16 protein-coding genes are annotated in these 17,662 nt (G+C 66.8%); 11 read left to right on the forward strand and 5 right to left on the reverse strand.

The window, feature by feature from the left end; translation table 11 throughout:
* Window positions 1–193 precede the first annotated feature (193 nt).
* Window positions 194–1,363: a hypothetical protein gene (locus tag J4H91_RS04055; RefSeq protein ID WP_208044972.1), complete on the forward strand. Its 1,170-nt coding sequence runs from the start codon at window positions 194–196 to the stop codon at window positions 1,361–1,363.
* 73 nt (window positions 1,364–1,436) lie between these two features.
* Here the strand turns inward: J4H91_RS04055 and J4H91_RS04060 are convergent, their stop codons facing one another.
* The 3 genes from J4H91_RS04060 to arsM are packed head-to-tail and all read right to left on the reverse strand — an operon-like array spanning window position 1,437 to window position 3,814.
* Window positions 1,437–1,841 (reverse strand): arsenate reductase ArsC, encoded by a 405-nt coding sequence (locus J4H91_RS04060; RefSeq protein WP_208044973.1) that lies wholly within the window; start codon window positions 1,839–1,841, stop codon window positions 1,437–1,439.
* The gene (gene arsB / locus J4H91_RS04065; protein ID WP_208044974.1) at window positions 1,838–2,956 is read right to left on the reverse strand and encodes an ACR3 family arsenite efflux transporter; all 1,119 of its coding nucleotides are present in this window, start codon (window positions 2,954–2,956) and stop codon (window positions 1,838–1,840) included. Before arsB ends, J4H91_RS04060 begins: the two co-directional genes overlap by 4 nt.
* Window positions 2,957–2,995: 39 nt before the next feature.
* Window positions 2,996–3,814, reverse strand: a complete 819-nt coding sequence (gene arsM, locus J4H91_RS04070; RefSeq protein ID WP_208044975.1) for an arsenite methyltransferase — start codon at window positions 3,812–3,814, stop codon at window positions 2,996–2,998.
* Window positions 3,815–3,905: 91 nt separating this feature from the next.
* On the opposite strand from arsM, the gene J4H91_RS04075 reads away from it, so the two are divergent.
* The 4 genes from J4H91_RS04075 to J4H91_RS04090 all read left to right on the forward strand — a co-directional run bounded on the left by J4H91_RS04075 (window position 3,906) and on the right by J4H91_RS04090 (window position 9,816).
* Window positions 3,906–4,289, forward strand: a complete 384-nt coding sequence (locus J4H91_RS04075; protein ID WP_208044976.1) for an ArsR/SmtB family transcription factor — start codon at window positions 3,906–3,908, stop codon at window positions 4,287–4,289.
* Between the two features lie 367 nt (window positions 4,290–4,656).
* A complete protein-coding gene (locus J4H91_RS15960; RefSeq protein WP_424960825.1) occupies window positions 4,657–4,992 on the forward strand; it encodes a helix-turn-helix domain-containing protein in 336 nt (111 codons plus the stop codon).
* 140 nt (window positions 4,993–5,132) lie between these two features.
* Complete coding sequence (gene mobF / locus J4H91_RS04085; protein WP_243752596.1) at window positions 5,133–8,714, forward strand: MobF family relaxase; 3,582 nt, start codon at window positions 5,133–5,135, stop codon at window positions 8,712–8,714.
* A 181-nt stretch (window positions 8,715–8,895) separates the two neighbouring features.
* Window positions 8,896–9,816: an AraC family transcriptional regulator gene (locus tag J4H91_RS04090; protein WP_208044978.1), complete on the forward strand. Its 921-nt coding sequence runs from the start codon at window positions 8,896–8,898 to the stop codon at window positions 9,814–9,816.
* A 571-nt stretch (window positions 9,817–10,387) separates the two neighbouring features.
* Here the strand turns inward: J4H91_RS04090 and J4H91_RS04095 are convergent.
* Window positions 10,388–11,044, reverse strand: a complete 657-nt coding sequence (locus J4H91_RS04095) for a GntR family transcriptional regulator (RefSeq protein WP_208044979.1) — start codon at window positions 11,042–11,044, stop codon at window positions 10,388–10,390.
* A gap of 260 nt (window positions 11,045–11,304) precedes the next feature.
* Here J4H91_RS04095 and J4H91_RS04100 point away from each other — a divergent pair, with 260 nt between their 5' ends.
* The 4 genes from J4H91_RS04100 to J4H91_RS04115 all read left to right on the forward strand — a co-directional run bounded on the left by J4H91_RS04100 (window position 11,305) and on the right by J4H91_RS04115 (window position 15,198).
* Window positions 11,305–12,216 (forward strand): ketopantoate reductase family protein, encoded by a 912-nt coding sequence (locus tag J4H91_RS04100; protein ID WP_208044980.1) that lies wholly within the window; start codon window positions 11,305–11,307, stop codon window positions 12,214–12,216.
* Window positions 12,217–12,317: 101 nt separating this feature from the next.
* On the forward strand, window positions 12,318–12,998 hold the full coding sequence (locus J4H91_RS04105) for a DsbA family protein (protein WP_341783436.1): 681 nt from the start codon (window positions 12,318–12,320) through the stop codon (window positions 12,996–12,998).
* Window positions 12,995–13,822, forward strand: coding sequence for a cytochrome c biogenesis protein CcdA (locus J4H91_RS04110; protein ID WP_208044982.1), 828 nt, complete (start codon window positions 12,995–12,997; stop codon window positions 13,820–13,822). The genes J4H91_RS04105 and J4H91_RS04110 overlap by 4 nt, the downstream gene beginning before the upstream one ends.
* Window positions 13,823–13,902: 80 nt before the next feature.
* Window positions 13,903–15,198 carry a bifunctional o-acetylhomoserine/o-acetylserine sulfhydrylase gene (locus tag J4H91_RS04115; protein WP_208044983.1) on the forward strand — a complete coding sequence of 432 codons (1,296 nt, stop codon included), beginning with the start codon at window positions 13,903–13,905 and terminating at the stop codon, window positions 15,196–15,198.
* Between the two features lie 146 nt (window positions 15,199–15,344).
* Here J4H91_RS04115 and J4H91_RS04120 read toward each other — a convergent pair whose 3' ends face one another.
* Window positions 15,345–15,941, reverse strand: coding sequence for a hypothetical protein (locus J4H91_RS04120; protein WP_208044984.1), 597 nt, complete (start codon window positions 15,939–15,941; stop codon window positions 15,345–15,347).
* Window positions 15,942–16,109: 168 nt separating this feature from the next.
* Here J4H91_RS04120 and J4H91_RS04125 point away from each other — a divergent pair, with 168 nt between their 5' ends.
* Window positions 16,110–16,817, forward strand: a complete 708-nt coding sequence (locus J4H91_RS04125) for a DsbA family protein (RefSeq protein WP_208044985.1) — start codon at window positions 16,110–16,112, stop codon at window positions 16,815–16,817.
* A gap of 3 nt (window positions 16,818–16,820) precedes the next feature.
* A complete protein-coding gene (locus J4H91_RS04130; RefSeq protein ID WP_208044986.1) occupies window positions 16,821–17,654 on the forward strand; it encodes a cytochrome c biogenesis CcdA family protein in 834 nt (277 codons plus the stop codon).
* The last annotated feature ends 8 nt before the right edge of the window (window positions 17,655–17,662 follow it).

Here is a 17,662-nt window from a genome sequence, read left to right on the forward strand (position 1 = left end):
CTGTTGCCGCTACCTCGCCTACCACCCCGAACGCTGCCCGGCCTGCTTGCAGTTACGACCGCTTACCTACCCCTCGCCGGCAGTGCCCAACGAGATGATCTGCGCGGACTGCGCCGATCGGCCACCGGTGTTCGTCTGCGAGACCTGCGGCCGCCACGACCACCCCTACAAGAGTCGCCAGTGCGCCAGATGCGTGCTTACTGAACGACTCAGCGCGCTGCTGCGCGACCCGAGCACCGGCGAGATCCGCGCACAGTTGCAGCCATTATTCGACGAGCTCGTCGGATCTGACCGGCCCCAGAACGCCATCACCTGGCTCCAGCGCCCACCCGGACACGGCCCGGCACTGCTGCGGCAGATGGCGACAGGCGAGGTCGCGATCTCGCACGGGACCTTCGCCAGGCTCCCGATGACCCGTGGCCGCAACTACCTGCGTGACCTGTTGGTCGCGCTCGAGGTGCTCGAGCCCTACGAGCCACTCATCGAACGGATCGAACCGTGGCTCCAGCAGCGCCGCGTCGGCCTCAACGACGTGCACCGCCAGACGATCGAGCAGTTCGCCCGCTGGGTGGTCTTACGTCGGCTCCGCACCGCCGCCGAACACGGAACGCTGACCAAAGCCATGGCCGAGGGCGCCCGGCAGCGGCTCAACCGTGCGATCGACCTGCTGGCATGGCTCGAACACGAACACACCACGATCCTCGAACTCACGCAGCCACGCCTCGAGCTCTACCTCGCCGACCAGCCGCCGTCGGTGCTGCATGCGTTCATCACCTGGCTGAACCGCACTGGTATCAACGACCGCATCCTCGTGAAGAACCCGAGCCCCACGACCGCGAACGTCACCATGGGTGACGCCGATCGCTGGCGCCACGTCGGCGCCCTCCTGCACGACGACTCGGTCCTGCTCTACACCCGCATCATCGGCCTCTTCATGCTGATATTTGCCCAGCCGCTCACCCGAGCCTGCAGTCTCCGCACCGATCAGATCCGCGCCACCGACCCCGGGCCGGTGTTCGTCACCTTCCACAACACCGCGGTCGAGATGCCCGAACCGCTTGGGGAGCTCATCCGGCAGCAGCTCACCCGGCGCGGAAAAGCTTCGTACGCTTCTCGAGATAACGGGTGGCTCTTCCCGGGCGGCATCCCTGGCCGACCCATGGCAACCGAGAATGTGCGCGGGCACCTCGTCGCGCTTGGCATCGCACCGCACCAGGCCCGACACGCGGCGCTCTTCGCACTCTCGGCGGAGGTGCCGCACATGATCCTCGCCCAGACGCTCGGCATCTCCTTGAGCGCGGCACGTACCTGGGCCGCCCTCGCCTCCCGGGACTGGGGCGCATACATCGCCGCACGAACCTGACGCGAGACTCCAGTGGAGCAGACGACTGGTTCAACAACCCAGCACCCGGCGAGTGCGCCGCGCCACTCGCGGATCAGGTCAGTTCAGCGACGAGGGTGCGGACGCGGTTCTCGATGTCGTCGCGAATGGTCCGCACTGTATCGGTTCCTTGGCCTGCGGGGTCGTCGAGCGGCCAGTCTTCGTAGCGTTTGCCGGGGAAGATCGGGCAGGTGTCTCCGCAGCCCATCGTGATGACCACGTCCGCGGCGCGTACGGCGTCGGTGGTGAGCAGCTTGGGCTGTTCGGCGGTGATGTCGATACCCACTTCGGCCATCGCTTCGACCACGGCCGGGGTGAGCCGGTCGGCGGGCTCGGAGCCGGCGGAGCGGACCTCGACCCGGCCCTCCGCCATGCGGGTGAGGTAGGCGGCGGCCATCTGGGAGCGTCCGGCGTTGTGGACGCAGACGAACAACACCATCGGGAGCTGCGGGGTGGTCATGATGCCTCGGTTTCTGTCTGGTAGGGGTCGGTGTGGAACCAGCGGCGTGCGGTCCAGAGAGAGACGTAGACGAGACCGACGAGGACGGGCACCTCGATCAGCGGGCCGACGACCCCGGCCAGGGCCTGCCCGCTGGTGGCGCCGAACGTGCCGATGGCGACGGCGATGGCGAGCTCGAAGTTGTTGCCCGCCGCGGTGAACGCCAGCGTGGTCGAGCGGGCGTAGCCGAGGCCGAGGCTCTTGCCGAGGAGGAGCCCGGCGAACCACATGAGCGCGAAATAGACCAGCAGGGGCAGGGCGATGCGGGCGACGTCGAGCGGTTGGTTGGTGATCTGCTCGCCTTGGAGGGCGAACAGCAGCACGATCGTGAACAGCAGCCCGTATAGCGCCCACGGGCCGATCCTCGGCACGAAGCGCTCTTCGTACCATTCGCGGCCGCGGCGTTTCTCACCGATCCAGCGGGTCGCGAACCCGGCGATCAGGGGTACGCCGAGGAAGACAAGGACATTGAGCGCGATCTGCCCGACCGACACGTCCAGGCCCTGGGTGTTCAGGCCGAGCCAGCCGGGGAGGATGGTGAGGTAGAACCAGCCCAGGAGCGAGAACGCGATGACCTGGAAGATCGAGTTGATCGCCACCAGCACCGCGGTCGCTTCCCGGTCGCCGCAGGCGAGGTCGTTCCAGATCACGACCATCGCGATGCAGCGTGCGAGGCCGACGATTATCAGCCCGGTGCGGTACTCGGGCAGGTCTGGCAGGAAGAGCCAGGCGAGGGCGAACATCACCGCAGGGCCGAGGAACCAGTTCAGCAGCAGGGAGGAGATGAGGAGGCGTGTGTCGCCGGTGACGGCGGCGATCTTGTCGTAGCGGACTTTCGCGAGCACCGGGTACATCATCACTAGCAGGCCCAGACCGATCGGCACCGAGATGCCCGCGACCTCCATCCGGGTGAGCACGTCGGCGAGGACGGGCACGAACCGGCCGAGGAGAAGGCCGGCGATCATCGTCAGCCCGATCCAGGCGGGCAGCCACTTGTCCAACGTCGACAACCGCCCTCGGCCGGCGGGCGCTGGCGTAGCGGTCGTGCTCGTGGTGGTGTTCTCGGGTGCGGGCATGCTCGGTCGTGCTCTCCTCATCGACTCGCGATTGCGGGGTTAGGCGGTGGGCTTGGTGGCGCGGATGATCGCGGCGTGCATCCCGTCAGCGGCCTCGTGGGTGAACTCCACGCTCGCATCCGTGAACCCCGCCGCGGCCAGCCCGTCCAGGTACTCGGATCGTGAGAGGGCACCGGCGATGCAGCCGACGTAGGAGCCGCGCTCGGCCCGCTGATCCGGGGTGAGTCGATCTTCGGCGACGACATCGGAGATCCCGATCCGCCCGCCGGGGGTGAGGACGCGGAACATCTCGGCGAGCACGGCCGGCTTGTCGGTGGAGAGGTTGATCACGCAGTTGGAGATCACCACATCCACCGCCCCATCCGACAGGGGCACGTCCTCGATGGTGCCCTTGAGGAACTCCACGTTCGTCGCTTCGGTCTGGGCCTTGTTTGCCTCCGCGAGTTCTAGCATCTCGTCGGTCATGTCGACCCCGTAGGCGAACCCGGTCGGCCCGACCCGCTTCGCGGACAGGAGGACGTCGATGCCGCCACCGGAGCCGAGATCGAGCACCCGCTCACCCTCGTGCAGCTCAGCCACCGCGGTCGGGTTCCCGCAGCCGAGACTCGCCTCGACCGCTTCCAACGGCAGGCCCGCGGCAGTCGCCTCGTCGTACAGGCCCGCCCCGAAAGCGCGTTCGGTGGGAGCACAGCACGACCCGGCGTCGGTCTCCTCAGCAGCAGGCGCGCTGGCACAGCACGAGCCAGCGGGGGTTTCCTCGGTCAGGAGGTCGGCGTTGCGTGTGCCCGTGGCGACGGCGGTCGCGGCTTGGGCGTAGCGGTCGCGGACCTGCTCGCGCAGCTCGGTGTTCTGGCTCATCGTGTGCTCCTCAGTTCATCGGCTGTCCGACTACATATTGATATTCTTCGATGTATCGACAGTTGTCAATACGTGGCGTAGGATCAGAGCCATGACGACTTCACTGCCGCTGATCAACGCTGATGCGGGTGGGTGCTGTGCTCCAGTCACCGGCGGGGTACTCGCGGTTGAGGACGCGCAGCAGTTGGCGCGGATGTTCAAGGCCCTCGGTGATCCGACCCGCGTCCGGCTGCTGTCGATGATCGCGGCGCAATCCGGCGGGGAAGCCTGCGTGTGCGACCTGACCGAACCGGTCGGGCTCTCCCAGCCGACGGTCTCGCATCACATGAAGCAGCTCGTCGACGCCGGCCTGGTCACCCGCGAACAGCGCGGCAAATGGGCCTACTACGCCATCGTGCCCGACGTGCTCTCGATGCTCTCCGCAGCCCTCGACCCGCAGACCATACAAACAGGCGCCCCGACGTCATCCTGCTGAGACGTCCTCAGCCGCGGGCGCCGATGTAGTCACTCCATGACGCTGCGCATGCGTCGAGGCGCGTCCGTTCGGGCTGGAACGAATCCCGCGGTGAATAGTGCATGATCGCCGCTAGACGATGACGAATCGCATCTGATGCGACTTGCGAGCGTGAAAGATCCGACCGGGCGCACTGCTCTCGTGCACCGCAGCGCACCTCGCATCAGGTGCCCTCTCATGTACCCCAGCAACCGTGCTCATGATGGACGCGTCCTGCCACAGCACCGCGCACGGCGTGAGCGAGCCGATATCATTGCAGCACGAAGCCGCGAGCTGGCGGGATCATGCCGATCGTCGCGGGACTGCGCAATGGATGGAAGCCGTGAGGATGATTCAGCGCAGACGCGTCACCTACGGGTGGCATCTGCGAGAGCGCATGACGGAACACGGCATCACGACGGCGAGAGCACTCCTCCCGCTCCTCGCCGAACGAGGGGTACACCTCTCCGTAGCGCAGGTGCACCGCACTATCACCACACCGCCTGTGCGCTTGTCGCTTCGGCTACTTGCAGCCCTCTGCGACATCTTCGACGTCAAGCCTGACGATCTCATCGCGACGAGTGCAGAGGCTGTCGTCAGACCCGTTGCCCGCCAAGAAAAACTTGTTCCGGTGCCGGGCGAGGGAATGCGACGACCCATTCGGGCCAGAGTTCACCGCCCCTGAATGCGTGTTCAGCCAGAAACCTACCCGAGTGCCTCGACGCTGGACTTCCATAGGGGTTCTTCCCTGAGAGCGGAGATACTTGGCGGGGCAAGGACTGACGTCGACTGAAAGCGTGAGACCTCGTGTCAAGCAAACGGCACATGACTCGTATGACGATGTCGATGCGGGTGATGTCTGCGGGACAGGGGGTCGCGTACCTGCTGAACTCCGTCGTCGTCGGTGATGGTGATCGCGACTTCACCGAGCCCCTCACCCGCTACTACTCGCAGGCCGGCACACCTCCTGGTGAATGGATGGGCTCAGGCCTTGCTGGTCTCGGTGACGGGTCGATCAATGATGGCGACGTCGTCACCGAGGAGCAACTGAAGCTGCTGGTCGGGCAGGCGTGCGATCCCATTACCGGGAAGCCACTCGGTCGGCCTTGGCCGAGGTACCGGAGCCTCGAAGAGCGCATCGAACATCGCGTGAACACACTGCCCAGCACGATGTCCACCGGGGAACGAGCCGAAGCAGCGAGCAATATCGTCGAGGAAGAGCGCACGAGAGACGCTCGGAGTCCGGTCGCGGCATTCGACCATACGTTCTCCGTACCAAAGTCTGTGTCGGCGCTCTGGGCGGTCGCCGACGGTGGGACGCAAGCCCAGATCGTCCGCGCGCATCACGAGGCGATCCGTGAGGTCCTCGATCTCCTCGAGCGCGATGTCGCGATGACCCGCATCGGCGCGGACGCCGGTGCCGGGTCCGTAGCCCAGGTCGAGGTGATGGGCGTCGTCGCGGCCGCTTACGATCATTTCGACAGCCGCTCGTCAGACCCTCAGCTGCACACGCACGTGGTGATCGCGAACCGGGTGCAGGCGGTGCAGGACCAGAAGTGGCGCACCCTGGACGGGCGCCCGATCCATCACGCCGTCGTCGCTTTGTCGGAGCACTACAACGCCGTGCTCGCCGACCACCTGGTACGCGACCTCGGGGTGCGATGGGAACGGCGCGAGCGCGGCGAGCGACGCAACCCCGCCTACGAGATCGTTGGAGTCGACGATGAACTCATCCAGGAGTTCTCCTCGCGATCGCATGACATCGAGCGGGAGACCGATCGTCTCATCGAGGACTACTGTGATCGCCACGGGCGCTCGCCCTCGCGGCGCACCATCATCCGGCTACGCGCGGAAGCGACGCTGCGCACCAGGCCCGACAAAGAGAAGCACTCCCTGGCCGAGCTTACCGATCAATGGCGCACTCGGGCCTCACGGGTGCTCGGGACGGACGCCCCGAAATGGGCGACGGCCTTGTTGCGGGACGGCGCCAACGGCGTGCCAGTGCTGCTCCGGGCCGATGAGGTCCCACTGGACGCCATCGACCAGGTCGCCCAGACCGTCGTCGAGATCGTCGGCGATAAACGGTCGACCTGGCGACGATGGAATCTCTACGCCGAGGCCGCACGACAGCTCATGGACATTCGCTTCGCCTCGATCGTGGACCGGGAAGCGGTCACCGGCCTGATCGTCGACGCCGCCGAGCGGGCCTCGCTGCAGCTTTCCCCGCCCGAGCTCACCCACAGTCCTGCCCAGTTCCAACGCCGCGACGGCACCTCAGTGTTCCGTCCGAAATACGGGAACCTGTTCTCATCGACCGCGGTCCTCGACGCGGAGGACCGGCTGCTCGCGCTCACCGGGATCCTCAACGCCCCGACAGTGAGCCTGCGCCATGCCGAACGAGCGGTGGCCCGGCCGACCTCCTCGGGCCACCACCTCACACCTGACCAGGCGGACGCGGTCACCCGCGTCGCACTGTCGGGGCGGGTGCTAGATGTCGTCGTAGGGCCAGCGGGCACGGGGAAGACCACGACGATGGTGGCGCTCCGGCGCGCCTGGGAAGCCGAACACGGCCGCGGCTCCGTCGTCGCGCTCGCCCCCTCGTCAGCCGCAGCGGAAGTGCTCGCCGCGGAGTTGCGATCACGGGCGGAGAACACGGCGAAGTGGGTGTGGGAGCACGCGAACTGCCGATGGGACTTCGAACCGGGCCAGCTGGTCATCGTCGACGAGGCGAGCATGGTCGGCACGCACACACTGGATCGCATCACCGCGCACGCGCATGCTGTCGGCGCGAAGGTCCTCGTGGTCGGCGATCCGGCGCAGATGGACGCCGTGGATGCCTCCGGAGCTTTCGGGCTGATCGCGAGGCACCTGGGGGCATCGGCGGCGCAGCTGATCGCGATCCACCGCTTCACCCACTCGTGGGAGCCCTTCGCCACCCTCGCGTTGCGCACCGGGCAGCTCTCCGCGATCCAGACCTACAAACAGCATCAGCGGATCATCCAGGGCGGCTACGAGTCGATGCTCGACGCGGCCTACGCCGCCTGGCTGCGCGACACCCTTGCTGGCCGCACCTCGCTCATGATCGCCGAGACCGAAGAAGCCGTCACCGCCCTCAACCAGCGAGCTCGCATGGACCGCATCACCGCAGGACTCGTGCGCGGAGACCGCGGCCTCGCTCTCCACGACGGAACCGAAGCCTCAGACGGTGACCTCGTCATCACCAGGAAGAACGACCGCCGCCTGCGCGCCGGTCTCTCCTGGGTCAAGAACGGCGACGTCTGGGAAGTGGTCACCGCCCACCGAGACGGGTCGCTCACCGTCAACCGCGCAGGAAGGCGCCGTGGCATGATCCGCCTCCCGGCCGCCTACGTCGAGGAGCATCTTGAGCTCGCCTACAGCCTCACCGCCCACCGCGCCCAAGGATCGACCGTGGACACCGCACACGCGATCGTCCACTCGAACCAGATGACCCGAGAAGCCCTCTACGTGGCGATGACCCGTGGCCGTGACGAGAACCGCATGTACATCGCGACCGACCAGTTCTTCCTCGAGGAACACCAGCACCGGCCACCCGAGGAAGTCTCGATGGAGAAGATCCTTGCCGGAATCCTACGACATGCAGGCGCCGAAAAATCCGCGCACGAGACGATCGAGCTCGAGCAGGAGCGGTGGAGCACGATCGCTCAGGTCGCCGCCGAGTACGACACGATCGCCCAAGTGGCACAAGAAGCACGCTGGATCAGGCTCCTCGCGAAGTCCGGGCTGACCCGCCAACAGGTCGACGATATCGTGGAGGGTGACAGCTTCGGACCGCTCGCGGCAGAGCTGCGCCGCGCGGACGCCTACGGCTACCGCCCCGAAACAATGGTGCCGCTCCTCATCGCCGAGCGCCCGCTGCACGACGCAGAAGACCTCGGAGCCGTCATCCGAGCTCGCGTCCAAGGCGCGACTGCCTCCCGCACCGGATCGACCCGTTCCGTCGATCGCAGCCTCATCGTCGGTCTGATCCCGAGAGCCGAAGGGATCACCGACCCGGACATGCAGCGTGGCCTGACAGAGCGAGAGGAGTTCATCGAGAGCCGGGCGCACGCACTCGTCGATGCAGCACTCGCGCAACAGGCCGACTGGATTCGAGCTCTGGGAGAACCGCCACCCGAAAGGCAGCGAGGAACGTGGGTGCGATGCGCGGTCACGGTCGCAGCCTACCGTGACCGGCGCGGTTGGGGCGGCCAGCACCCTCTCGGCCCCCGGCCGCGAGGCACCTACGACAGGATCGGCTACGCTCGTGCCGCCCGCGCACTCTCCCGAGCTCAGGGGGCCGCGGTGAGAGAAACGGTCGATACCAGCGTCGCTCTCGCTCCGGAGGCGCAAGATGTCGAGCACGAGGCCCTGGGCCGGACGCTGTGAACGGATGCCAACTCATGGGTTAGTTAAGGCCCGGTCGCAGCGGCCCAGGTTGCATATGAAACTGGGAGTAAGTTGAAAATGATCTACGCGTCGGGTGGCGAGCAGTCGGCGGAGGAGGCGATTCTATGAGAGGGCAGCGCGACCGCTCACGACTAAACAGCGCCAACCTCATTCTGGTCAGATGCAGATCTTGCTTCACGGCAAGAGCGATGAGCTCGTTGAGGGTAGCGCGGTAGCCGTGAGTCTCACATACGAACCATTCACCGACCTCGCGGATCCTGTCCTCTGCCTCGAGGCCTCCATTTTGAGCGGTGTCACTCCTCAACGATCTCCGAACTTCAAGACAATGCTGCTCACCGTGGGGTCCTGTCTCTTCGTCGGTGACTTTCAACCCTTCCAAGCGGCTGCAGGAGATCTCCTGATCTTCCCGCCGGGGCTCGCCTGCGGCGGGCTGCCTCACTCGATGATGACGGCACATATTCTCTTCGTGCATCCGGAGTTCCTTGTCGATCAGGTCCGGTGGAATCGCCCGCTGAGCGCTCGGGGTCACGGTACAACCTATCGCGCGCTCACGCCGCCCGGCCGGCAACCGCTGGTCCTTCGCCCCGATCAAACACAGCTTGACCGCCTGCATCAGCTTTTTATCGAACTCGCCTCGCGACAGAGCGAAGCCCGCTCGATTCTGATCCCCGCGGCCGCAAAACTCATCTGGGCGATCGAGGGGCTCATTGCCCCGAAACTCTCCGGTCGGGTCGCCATCCTGGGCAGTCGACGGTGGATCCGTGACGAGGTCCAGGAAGCTGTACGCCTCATGCACCTGCGATTCAGAGAGAATCTCTTGATCAGCGAGATAGCGCAAACGGTCTCGATGTCCCAGGCAACCTTCCGTCGAGCCTTTCAGGTCGAAACCGGTCTCTCGCCTCTCGCCTACCTCCGGCGCATAAGACTCGCCCGCTTCGAGGAGCTCGTCGCCCACACCCGCCTCCCACTCGACGAAGCCGCCCGCATCGTGGGATGGTCACCTCCCCACGCCCGCGCGGTATTCCACCAAGAGCACGGTCTATCACCGCGCGCGTATCGTCGCGAACAAGGCCTCGAATGAGCAGCCGCTCCACCACGTCAGACATCTCGGCCGTTGAGCACCCGAGTAGCCTCCACCGCTTGTGTCGATCGAGTCGCTGTGCAGAGAAAGCGTGCGAAGTCCAGGACAGCTTCGGGCTCGGAAGCAGTGTTCCCTCTGAAGGCCAGAACGGTGACGTGAGCGCTTTCTGGCAGACGCTGGCACCTGAGTGTTTCCAGTGCCGGAAGGTGCGCTCCGCTATAGCCTCCGAGTCGCTCAACGAGCAGCCGTGCTGGCTTGCGGGCGCCGCAGCACAAGACGGGGCGGGAGAGCACGAGTGTGATGCCGTCCGTTATTTATTCTCCTGGACTACTCATGTGGCGCGAGGTGGTCGCCCGTACCGTCTCCTGCCGTGACCCGCCGTGGGCACTGCACTCGACGAGGGTGGTCAGGTCCAGAACGAGGCGGAACGGCGCTGGTGCTGATACATAGATTGTGCGCGACGAGGAAGATGCTGTTGTCTATCTGTGAGAAAGAGGGCACCATGCCGCCAGCTGGGATAAGCGGCTGGCCGGTATGCGGGTGGGATGAGTTGCGGGATGGCCGGAGGCCCTCAAGGTAACTTCGAAAGCGGCGCGACCCGTTCGGTGTGCACATCGTTGATGTGCTTCCGCAGGCTCTCCGCGAATCTAGCGGGGTCACCGGCCTGCAGAGAGTGGACGAGTTCGCGGTGCTCGTCCAGGATGAGTTGGCACTGCTCGAGCAGTCGTGCCTCGAGTTTGAATAGCATGTAGCGCTGCCGGTCGGCGAGGCGGTCGCTGAGCTCGAGGAGCACCTGGTTGCCGCAGACCTCGACGAACGAGCGGTGGAAGGCCGTGGTCAGGTCGACAAAGCGGTGCACGTCCTGGGCCTCGAGTGCGGCCTGCTGCTCGGCGATCTGCTCCGTGAGCATCGCGGTGAGTGCGGCGATCTGCGAGCCGTCCGCGCGCTGCACGGCGGCGGATTCGAGGATGTAGCGGGTGTCGGAGAGGTCCGAGATCGCGCGATCGCTGAGACCCTTCACGAGCGCGCCCCGCTTAGGGTAGACCGTGATCCACTGCTCCTCCTGCAACCGGACGAGCGCCGCGCGAATGGGTGTGCGACTCATCGACAGTTCGGCGGCGAGCCCCGATTCCCCGAGCATCTCGCCGGTCTCGTAGCGCCCCTCGATGATGCCGTCGCGGATGTGCTCGTACGCGCGGACGGCCGCGGATTCGGGTTCATGCGCCATGGATCGGGGCACCTCTCTCGCTCGAGCGTCGATTGCAGATGCAACTAGTATCCATGTTGGATTGCGGATTGCGAAAGTGCCGCCCGGCGGTCGGCGAGCAACCGAATCTGGGATTCGGTTTGTATCCTAAATGCCAGGTCGGATCCTCGCATCGCGCGAATCGTCTTGTAGTGGTCGGGCAGCGCGGCGGGCCGATGACGCCGCGTCGGTCGTGAACTTCATCCGGGCGCGTCCCGGGGTGCGGTGGGAGAGGAATGAACATGCGGATCCTCATCGTCGGCGCGGGGGCGACCGGCGGCGCGTTCGGGACGCTCCTGCAAGAAGCCGGGCGCGATGTTACCTATCTCGTGAGGGGAAGACGCGCCGCGGCGCTCCGGCAAGACGGCCTGCGACTCATCGCCCCGAGCGGCGAACGCACCCTACTGGTGCAGACGCTCATCGCAGGGGAGAAAGCCGCGCCGTTCGACCTGGTCCTCGTCGCGGTGAAGGCCGGCGCCCTGGAACACGCCATCACCGATCTGCGGGAGCACATCGACGCGGGCACTCGGATCCTGCCGATCCTGAACGGCATGGCCCACATGCGGAGGCTCGAGGAGGAGTTCCCCGGGCAGGTGATCGGCGGGAGCGCGAAAATCGTCGCGACGCTCGATGGCGACGCGGTGCGCCAGATGGAGGAATCCGCCTCGATCGCGATCGGCGCGATGGAGTCGGAGAACCTCTCCGACTTGGCGGCCGTGGAAGTGATCGGCCGGGTGCTCGACGTGCCCGGCATCGAGCTCACCGTGAGCGCCGACATCATGCGGGTGCTGTGGGAGAAGTGGGTGTTCATCGCCGCGCTCGGGGCCGTCACCTGCCTGTTCGGCGGGCCGATCGGGAGGATCATCGCCGCCGGCGGTCACGACCGGATCGTGGAGACGCTCGAGAACCTGGAAGGGGTCGCAGAAGCCGCCGGCTACGCGCCGTCGGTGACCGGGCACGCTCAGGCTCACGGCATCCTCACCGAGCCGGAATCGACGCTCACCTCCTCGCTCTACCGCGACATCGAGGCGGGACACCCTTCCGAAGCCGAGCACATCCTCGGGGATCTCGCCCTGCAGGCGCAGGCGCTCGGCCGTCCGACGCCGATGCTCGACCTCGCACTGATCCGAATCCGGACGAGAGCGGACGGCTGAACGCTGGACACCAAGCCGTAGGATTCTTCTTGTATCCTAGGGCGATGGCCGCGCCCGCATCTTCCACCGTCCCCCTGCAGAAGTACCGTCGACTGAGGATCGTGACCTTCATCCTCCTCGCCGTGAGCGTGTTCCTGGGCATCGCCCTGTTCGCGCAGTCCACGAACCAGGGGGCGAAGACGGCCGCGGAGTCGATCCCGGAGATGGAGCAGCAAGGTCCCGACGACGCGGCGTATGTGCGGAACGACCCGGAGGATCCGATGGCGCTCGGTGATCCGGACGCGCCCATCGTGCTCAGCGAGTGGACCGATCTGCGCTGCCCGTTCTGCGCCGTGTTCAACCGCGACACGCTCCCGGCGATCGTCGAGGAGTACGTGGACACCGGCAAGGTGCGCATCGAGGTCAACGACGTGTCCTACTTCGGCGACGAGTCGACCGACGCCGCGATCGCGGCCCGCGCCGCCGGCAACCAGGGCATGTACTTCGAGTACCTGCACACCGTGTACGAAGCGGCCCCGGAGGACGGGCACCCGGATATGCCACGCGACAAGCTCATCGGCTTCGCGAAGACGGCCGGGATTCCCGACCTCGACCGCTTCGAGCAGGACCTCGACGAGCCCGAGCTGCGGAAAGCCGTCGAGACGAACACCGCGCAGGCCCAGCAGCTCGGCGTGAGCGGGGTGCCCTTCTTCGTCGCAGGCGGACAGGCGATCTCCGGTGCGCAGCCGATCGAGACGTTCCGCGAGTTCCTCGACGGCGCGCTCGCCGAGGCCGGGCAGTGAGCATCGGACTGCTCGGCGCGCTGCTCGGCGGCGTCCTCACGCTGCTGAGCCCGTGCTCGGTCATGCTGCTCCCGGCGTTCTTCTCCTACGCCTTCACCACACCCAGGCAGGTCGTCTCCCGCACCGGGATCTTCTACCTGGGCCTCATTACCACGCTCGTGCCGCTCGGCATGCTCGCCGGCACGCTCGGCGCGTTCATCAACGAGCACCGCTTCGTCTTCGTCACGGTCGCTTCGATCGTTGTGATCGTGCTCGGCGCGATCATGCTGCTGAATCTCCCGTTCTTCCGCTTGCGTGGGGCATCGGGTCTTGACGGCACCTCCGGGGTGTCGGTGTACGCCCTCGGTACGGTCCACGGGCTCGCGGGCGTGTGCGCGGGACCGCTGCTCGGTGCCGTCCTCACCTACGCCGCGATGGGCGGCAACGCGGTCTACGGCGGCCTCGTGCTGCTGGTCTTCGCCGCGGGCATGGCGCTGCCGTTGCTGATCCTCGCGCTGCTCTGGGGGCGGATCCCCGCAGTGAAAAGGCTCGTGCGACCGCGCGAGATCAGGATCGGGCCGTGGCGCAACACCTGGACCGGGGTGATCGGCGGCGTGCTCACGATCGCGATCGGCGTGTTCCTTCTCGCCACGCACGGCACCACTTCGCTCGGCGGGATCCTCGGCGCCACCGATCAGGTGCGGCTCGAGGGCACGGTGCTCGGCGCGACCGGGAAGGCGTCGGATCTGTGGGTGTTGCTCGGCGCGGTGGTCATCAGCGGAGGAGTGCTGCTCTTCGTACGCATGAGCAGGCAGCGCGCGAAAGCACCGGCGCTCGAGGAGTAGCCGACATCCCAGTCGACCGGGCTCGTGTCCGGTGATCAGATCGCCGCGGGGCGCCCGCGGCGCAACAGAGAGGACAGCAGATGACGCAGCCGAAGTGGCGGTTCGAGACCGCGCAGATCCACGCCGGGGCCGAGGTCGACCCGGTCACCCAGTCGCGGATCACCCCGATCTATCAGACGACCTCCTACGTCTTCGACGACGCGAAGCAGGCGGCTGACCGGTTCTCCCTGTCGGTGCCGGGAAACATCTACACGCGCATGATGAACCCGACAACTGCGGTGCTCGAGGATCGCATCGCCGCGCTGGAGGGCGGCAGCGCGGCGCTCGCGCTCGCCAGCGGCCAGTCGGCGGAGATGATCGCGGTGCTCAACGTCGCCGGCGCCGGCGATCACATCGTGTCGGCGTCGGGCATCTACGGCGGCACGTACAACCTCTTCGCCCACACCTTCGCGAAGCTCGGCATTGAGACGACGTTCATCACCGATCAGGACGACCTCGATGAGTGGCGGCGGGCGGTCCGCCCGAACACCAAGCTGTTCTTCGCCGAGTCGATCGGCAACCCGACCACCGCGGTCCTCGACACCGAGGGGATCGCCGGGGTCGCGCATGAGGCGGGCGTCCCGTTCATCGTCGACAACACGATCGCGACGCCGTACCTGTACCGTCCGCTCGAGCACGGCGCGGATCTCGTGATCCACTCGGTGACGAAGTTCCTCGGCGGGCACGGCGCCGTGCTCGGCGGCGTCCTCGTCGACGGCGGGGTGTTCCCCTGGACGCGGCACGCGGACAAGTTCCCCGGCCTCACCACGCCCGACGACTCCTACCACGGCGTCACGCACACCGAGGCGTTCGGGGAGTCGCTCGCGTTCATCATGAAGGCCCGCGTGCAGCTGCTGCGCGACCTGGGGCCCGCGATCGCGCCGCAGAGCGCCTGGCAGCTGCTCCAGGGCGTCGAAACCCTGTCCGTGCGCATGCGGCAGCACGTTGCGAACACGCAGGTCGTCGCGGAGTGGCTCGAAGCGCACCCGCAGGTCGAGCGCGTGCACTACGCCGGGCTGACGTCCTCGCCGTGGCACGAGCGCGCCGGCCAGGTGCTGCCCGACGGTGTCGGGGCGGTGCTGTCCTTCGAGATCGCCGGCGGGCTTGAGGCCGGCATCTCGGTGGTGAACCACGTCGAGCTGTTCAGCCACCTCGCGAACATCGGCGACGTGCGCTCGCTCATCATCCACCCCGCCTCGACCACGCACTCCCAGCTCACCCCGGAGCAGCTCGCCGAGACCGGAGTTGCCCCCGGACTCATCCGCCTGTCGGTCGGCCTCGAGCACACCGATGACCTTATCGCCGACCTCGAGCAGGCCTTCCAGCAGGCCCGCTGAGGCGCAGAGCGGCCCGCCCGCCCGTCTCGGACGATCCGGACGGGCGGCGGGCCTCTATCCTGCAGCGCGGACTCACCCCGCACACGTCGGCGGGGATCGCTACGCCAGTCTGGGTGTGCGTAAAGGGCTGCCCTGCGGCCTTCACGTCACCCTTCTTCGACCGGTCGCAGGCCGACGAACTTCATCTTGTCCTCGCCGTAGAAGCAGGTCTGCAGGGCGAGATCGCCGTCGAGGCCTTCGAGGTCGTCGATCGTCGCCCAGACCTGCGGGGTGTGGCGGATGTCGATGACTTCGTACACCTGGTCGCTGTCGGTCATGCGGATGTGCTGGCCGATCTCCCAGGGCAAGAGCACGTCGCCTTGGCAGCCGTTGTGTGCGGCCCAGACCGGTGGGACGCGGGATTCGTCGTAGGAGGTCATGTGGGTGAACGTGCCGTCGCAGCTGTCGAGTTCCGCGACATCCCCGGTTCTGCCGAGTGTGACGGTCGGCAGTTCGCCGAAGACGTCCTCCCTCACCCCGGCGACGGTCTTCGTGACCTCGGTCTTGATCGTGCCATACGTGCGCTCGACCTCGTTCGGTGCGATGAGGAGCGCGGTGAGGAGCACCGCGCCAGCTGCGAGGAGCACGACACCGAACCCGGTCAGCCCTCGCTGCGCGCGGCGCACTTTCGGGGAGCGCTGATCCGCTGCAGCCGGTCTCGTCGGGGGTGCAGGGTGGGTGGTCTCCTGCAGGCAGTCCATCACGGCGCAGTACCCCTTTCCGCCCCTCGGATCACCAGTCTGGATCGATTCGCATGGAACTCGGAGGGTTTACTATGCGAGATAGTTTACTATCGCACATAGTAAGTCCGTTGACGTTCAGAACCTTCACAGCCCGCCGGCGCGGGAGAGTGGAGGCCGCGAAGGAGAAGCATGTCCCAGACCACCGCCCAGAAGCTCCGCTCCTGGTCCATCCCGGTCGGCATCATCGTCATCGCCGGCCTGCTCATCGCCGTGCTCGTCCTGCAGGTGAAGAACGGCTCCGAGTCCGCCTCAGCGGATCCCGCTGCGAGCCAGCAGGAGCAGCCCGATCTCAGCTACGTCGAGGCCCGGGACGAAGCCGACGTGCAGAGCGCCGGCCCGGTCGACGCACCGGTCGGGCTCGTCGTCTACTCCGACTACCAGTGCCCGTTCTGCGCGAAGTGGTCGACCGACACCCTGCCGGCAATGATGAAATACGCCGAGTCGGGGGATCTGCGGATCGAGTGGCGCGACGTCGTGATGTACGGCGACGACTCCCACCGCGCGGCCCGTGCCGCGCACGCCGCGGGCATGCAGGACAAGTTCTGGGAGTTCCACGACGCCCTCTATCCCGACGGCGAGCACCTGCAGCCCGACGGCCTCACCGAAGACGCGCTCGTGCAGCTCGCCGGGGAACTCGGCCTCGACACCGACCGGTTCGCGACCGACATGAACTCGCAGGAGACGAACGACATCATCAACCAGTACAAGACCGAAGCCACCGACCTCGGCGTCTCCGGTACCCCGACCTTCGTGCTCGGCGGCGAGCCGATCGTCGGCGCGCAGCCCGAGAGTGTGTTCGTCGACACCTTCGAGAAGAAGCTCGCCGAGGCCGAGTAACCCGTGCAGATCGGCTTCCTCACCGCGTTCCTCGGCGGGATCCTCGCGCTGCTGAGCCCGTGCAGCGCCCTCCTGCTGCCCGCGTTCTTGGCGTCGACCGTCGGCGCGAAGCTCAAACTGCTCGCCCACGGCGCCGTTTTCTACCTCGGCCTCGTCGTCACCCTGGTACCGTTCGGGCTGGGGATCGGCGCCCTCGGGTCGCTGCTCATGGACCACCGGGGCATCGTGATCGCGATCACCTCGATCGTCCTCGTCGTGCTCGGCGCTCTGCAAGCGCTCGGCTTCGGCTTCGACCTCTCCCGGATCCTCCCCGGCGCCGCAAAGACCCAGCAGACGGCGCACAAGCGCACTGGCCTCCTCCGCACTTTCCTCCTCGGCGCCGTCGGAGGGGTGGCCGGCTTCTGTGCCGGCCCCATCCTCGGCGCCGTGCTCACCCTCGCCATGGGGCGGGGCAACACCTGGGAGGCGGGCGCGCTGCTCGCCGTCTACGGCGCCGGCATGGTCGTTCCGCTCGTGCTCATCGCCGCGCTCTGGGAGCGCCTCGGCCCCCGCGGCCAGCGGCTCCTGCGAGGCCGCACGATCACGATCCTCGGCCGGTCGCTGCACACGACCTCCCTCGTCACGGGCCTGCTGATCGTCGCCGTCGGCCTGCTGTTCTGGTTCACCAACGGCCTCGTCGCGATGCCCTCCCTCGTGCCGACCTCGGTACAGGCCTGGATGCAGGAACAGGGCGCGATCCTCGCGAACCCCGTGTTCGACATCGTCGCAGTGATCGCGGTGGCCGCCGTCGCGCTCACCGTCTGGTCGATACGAACATCAGCTCGACGCAAGCAATAGGCATGTGG

The sequence above is a fragment of the Leucobacter ruminantium genome (assembly GCF_017565705.1).
In the GTDB taxonomy this organism is placed as follows: domain Bacteria; phylum Actinomycetota; class Actinomycetes; order Actinomycetales; family Microbacteriaceae; genus Leucobacter; species Leucobacter ruminantium.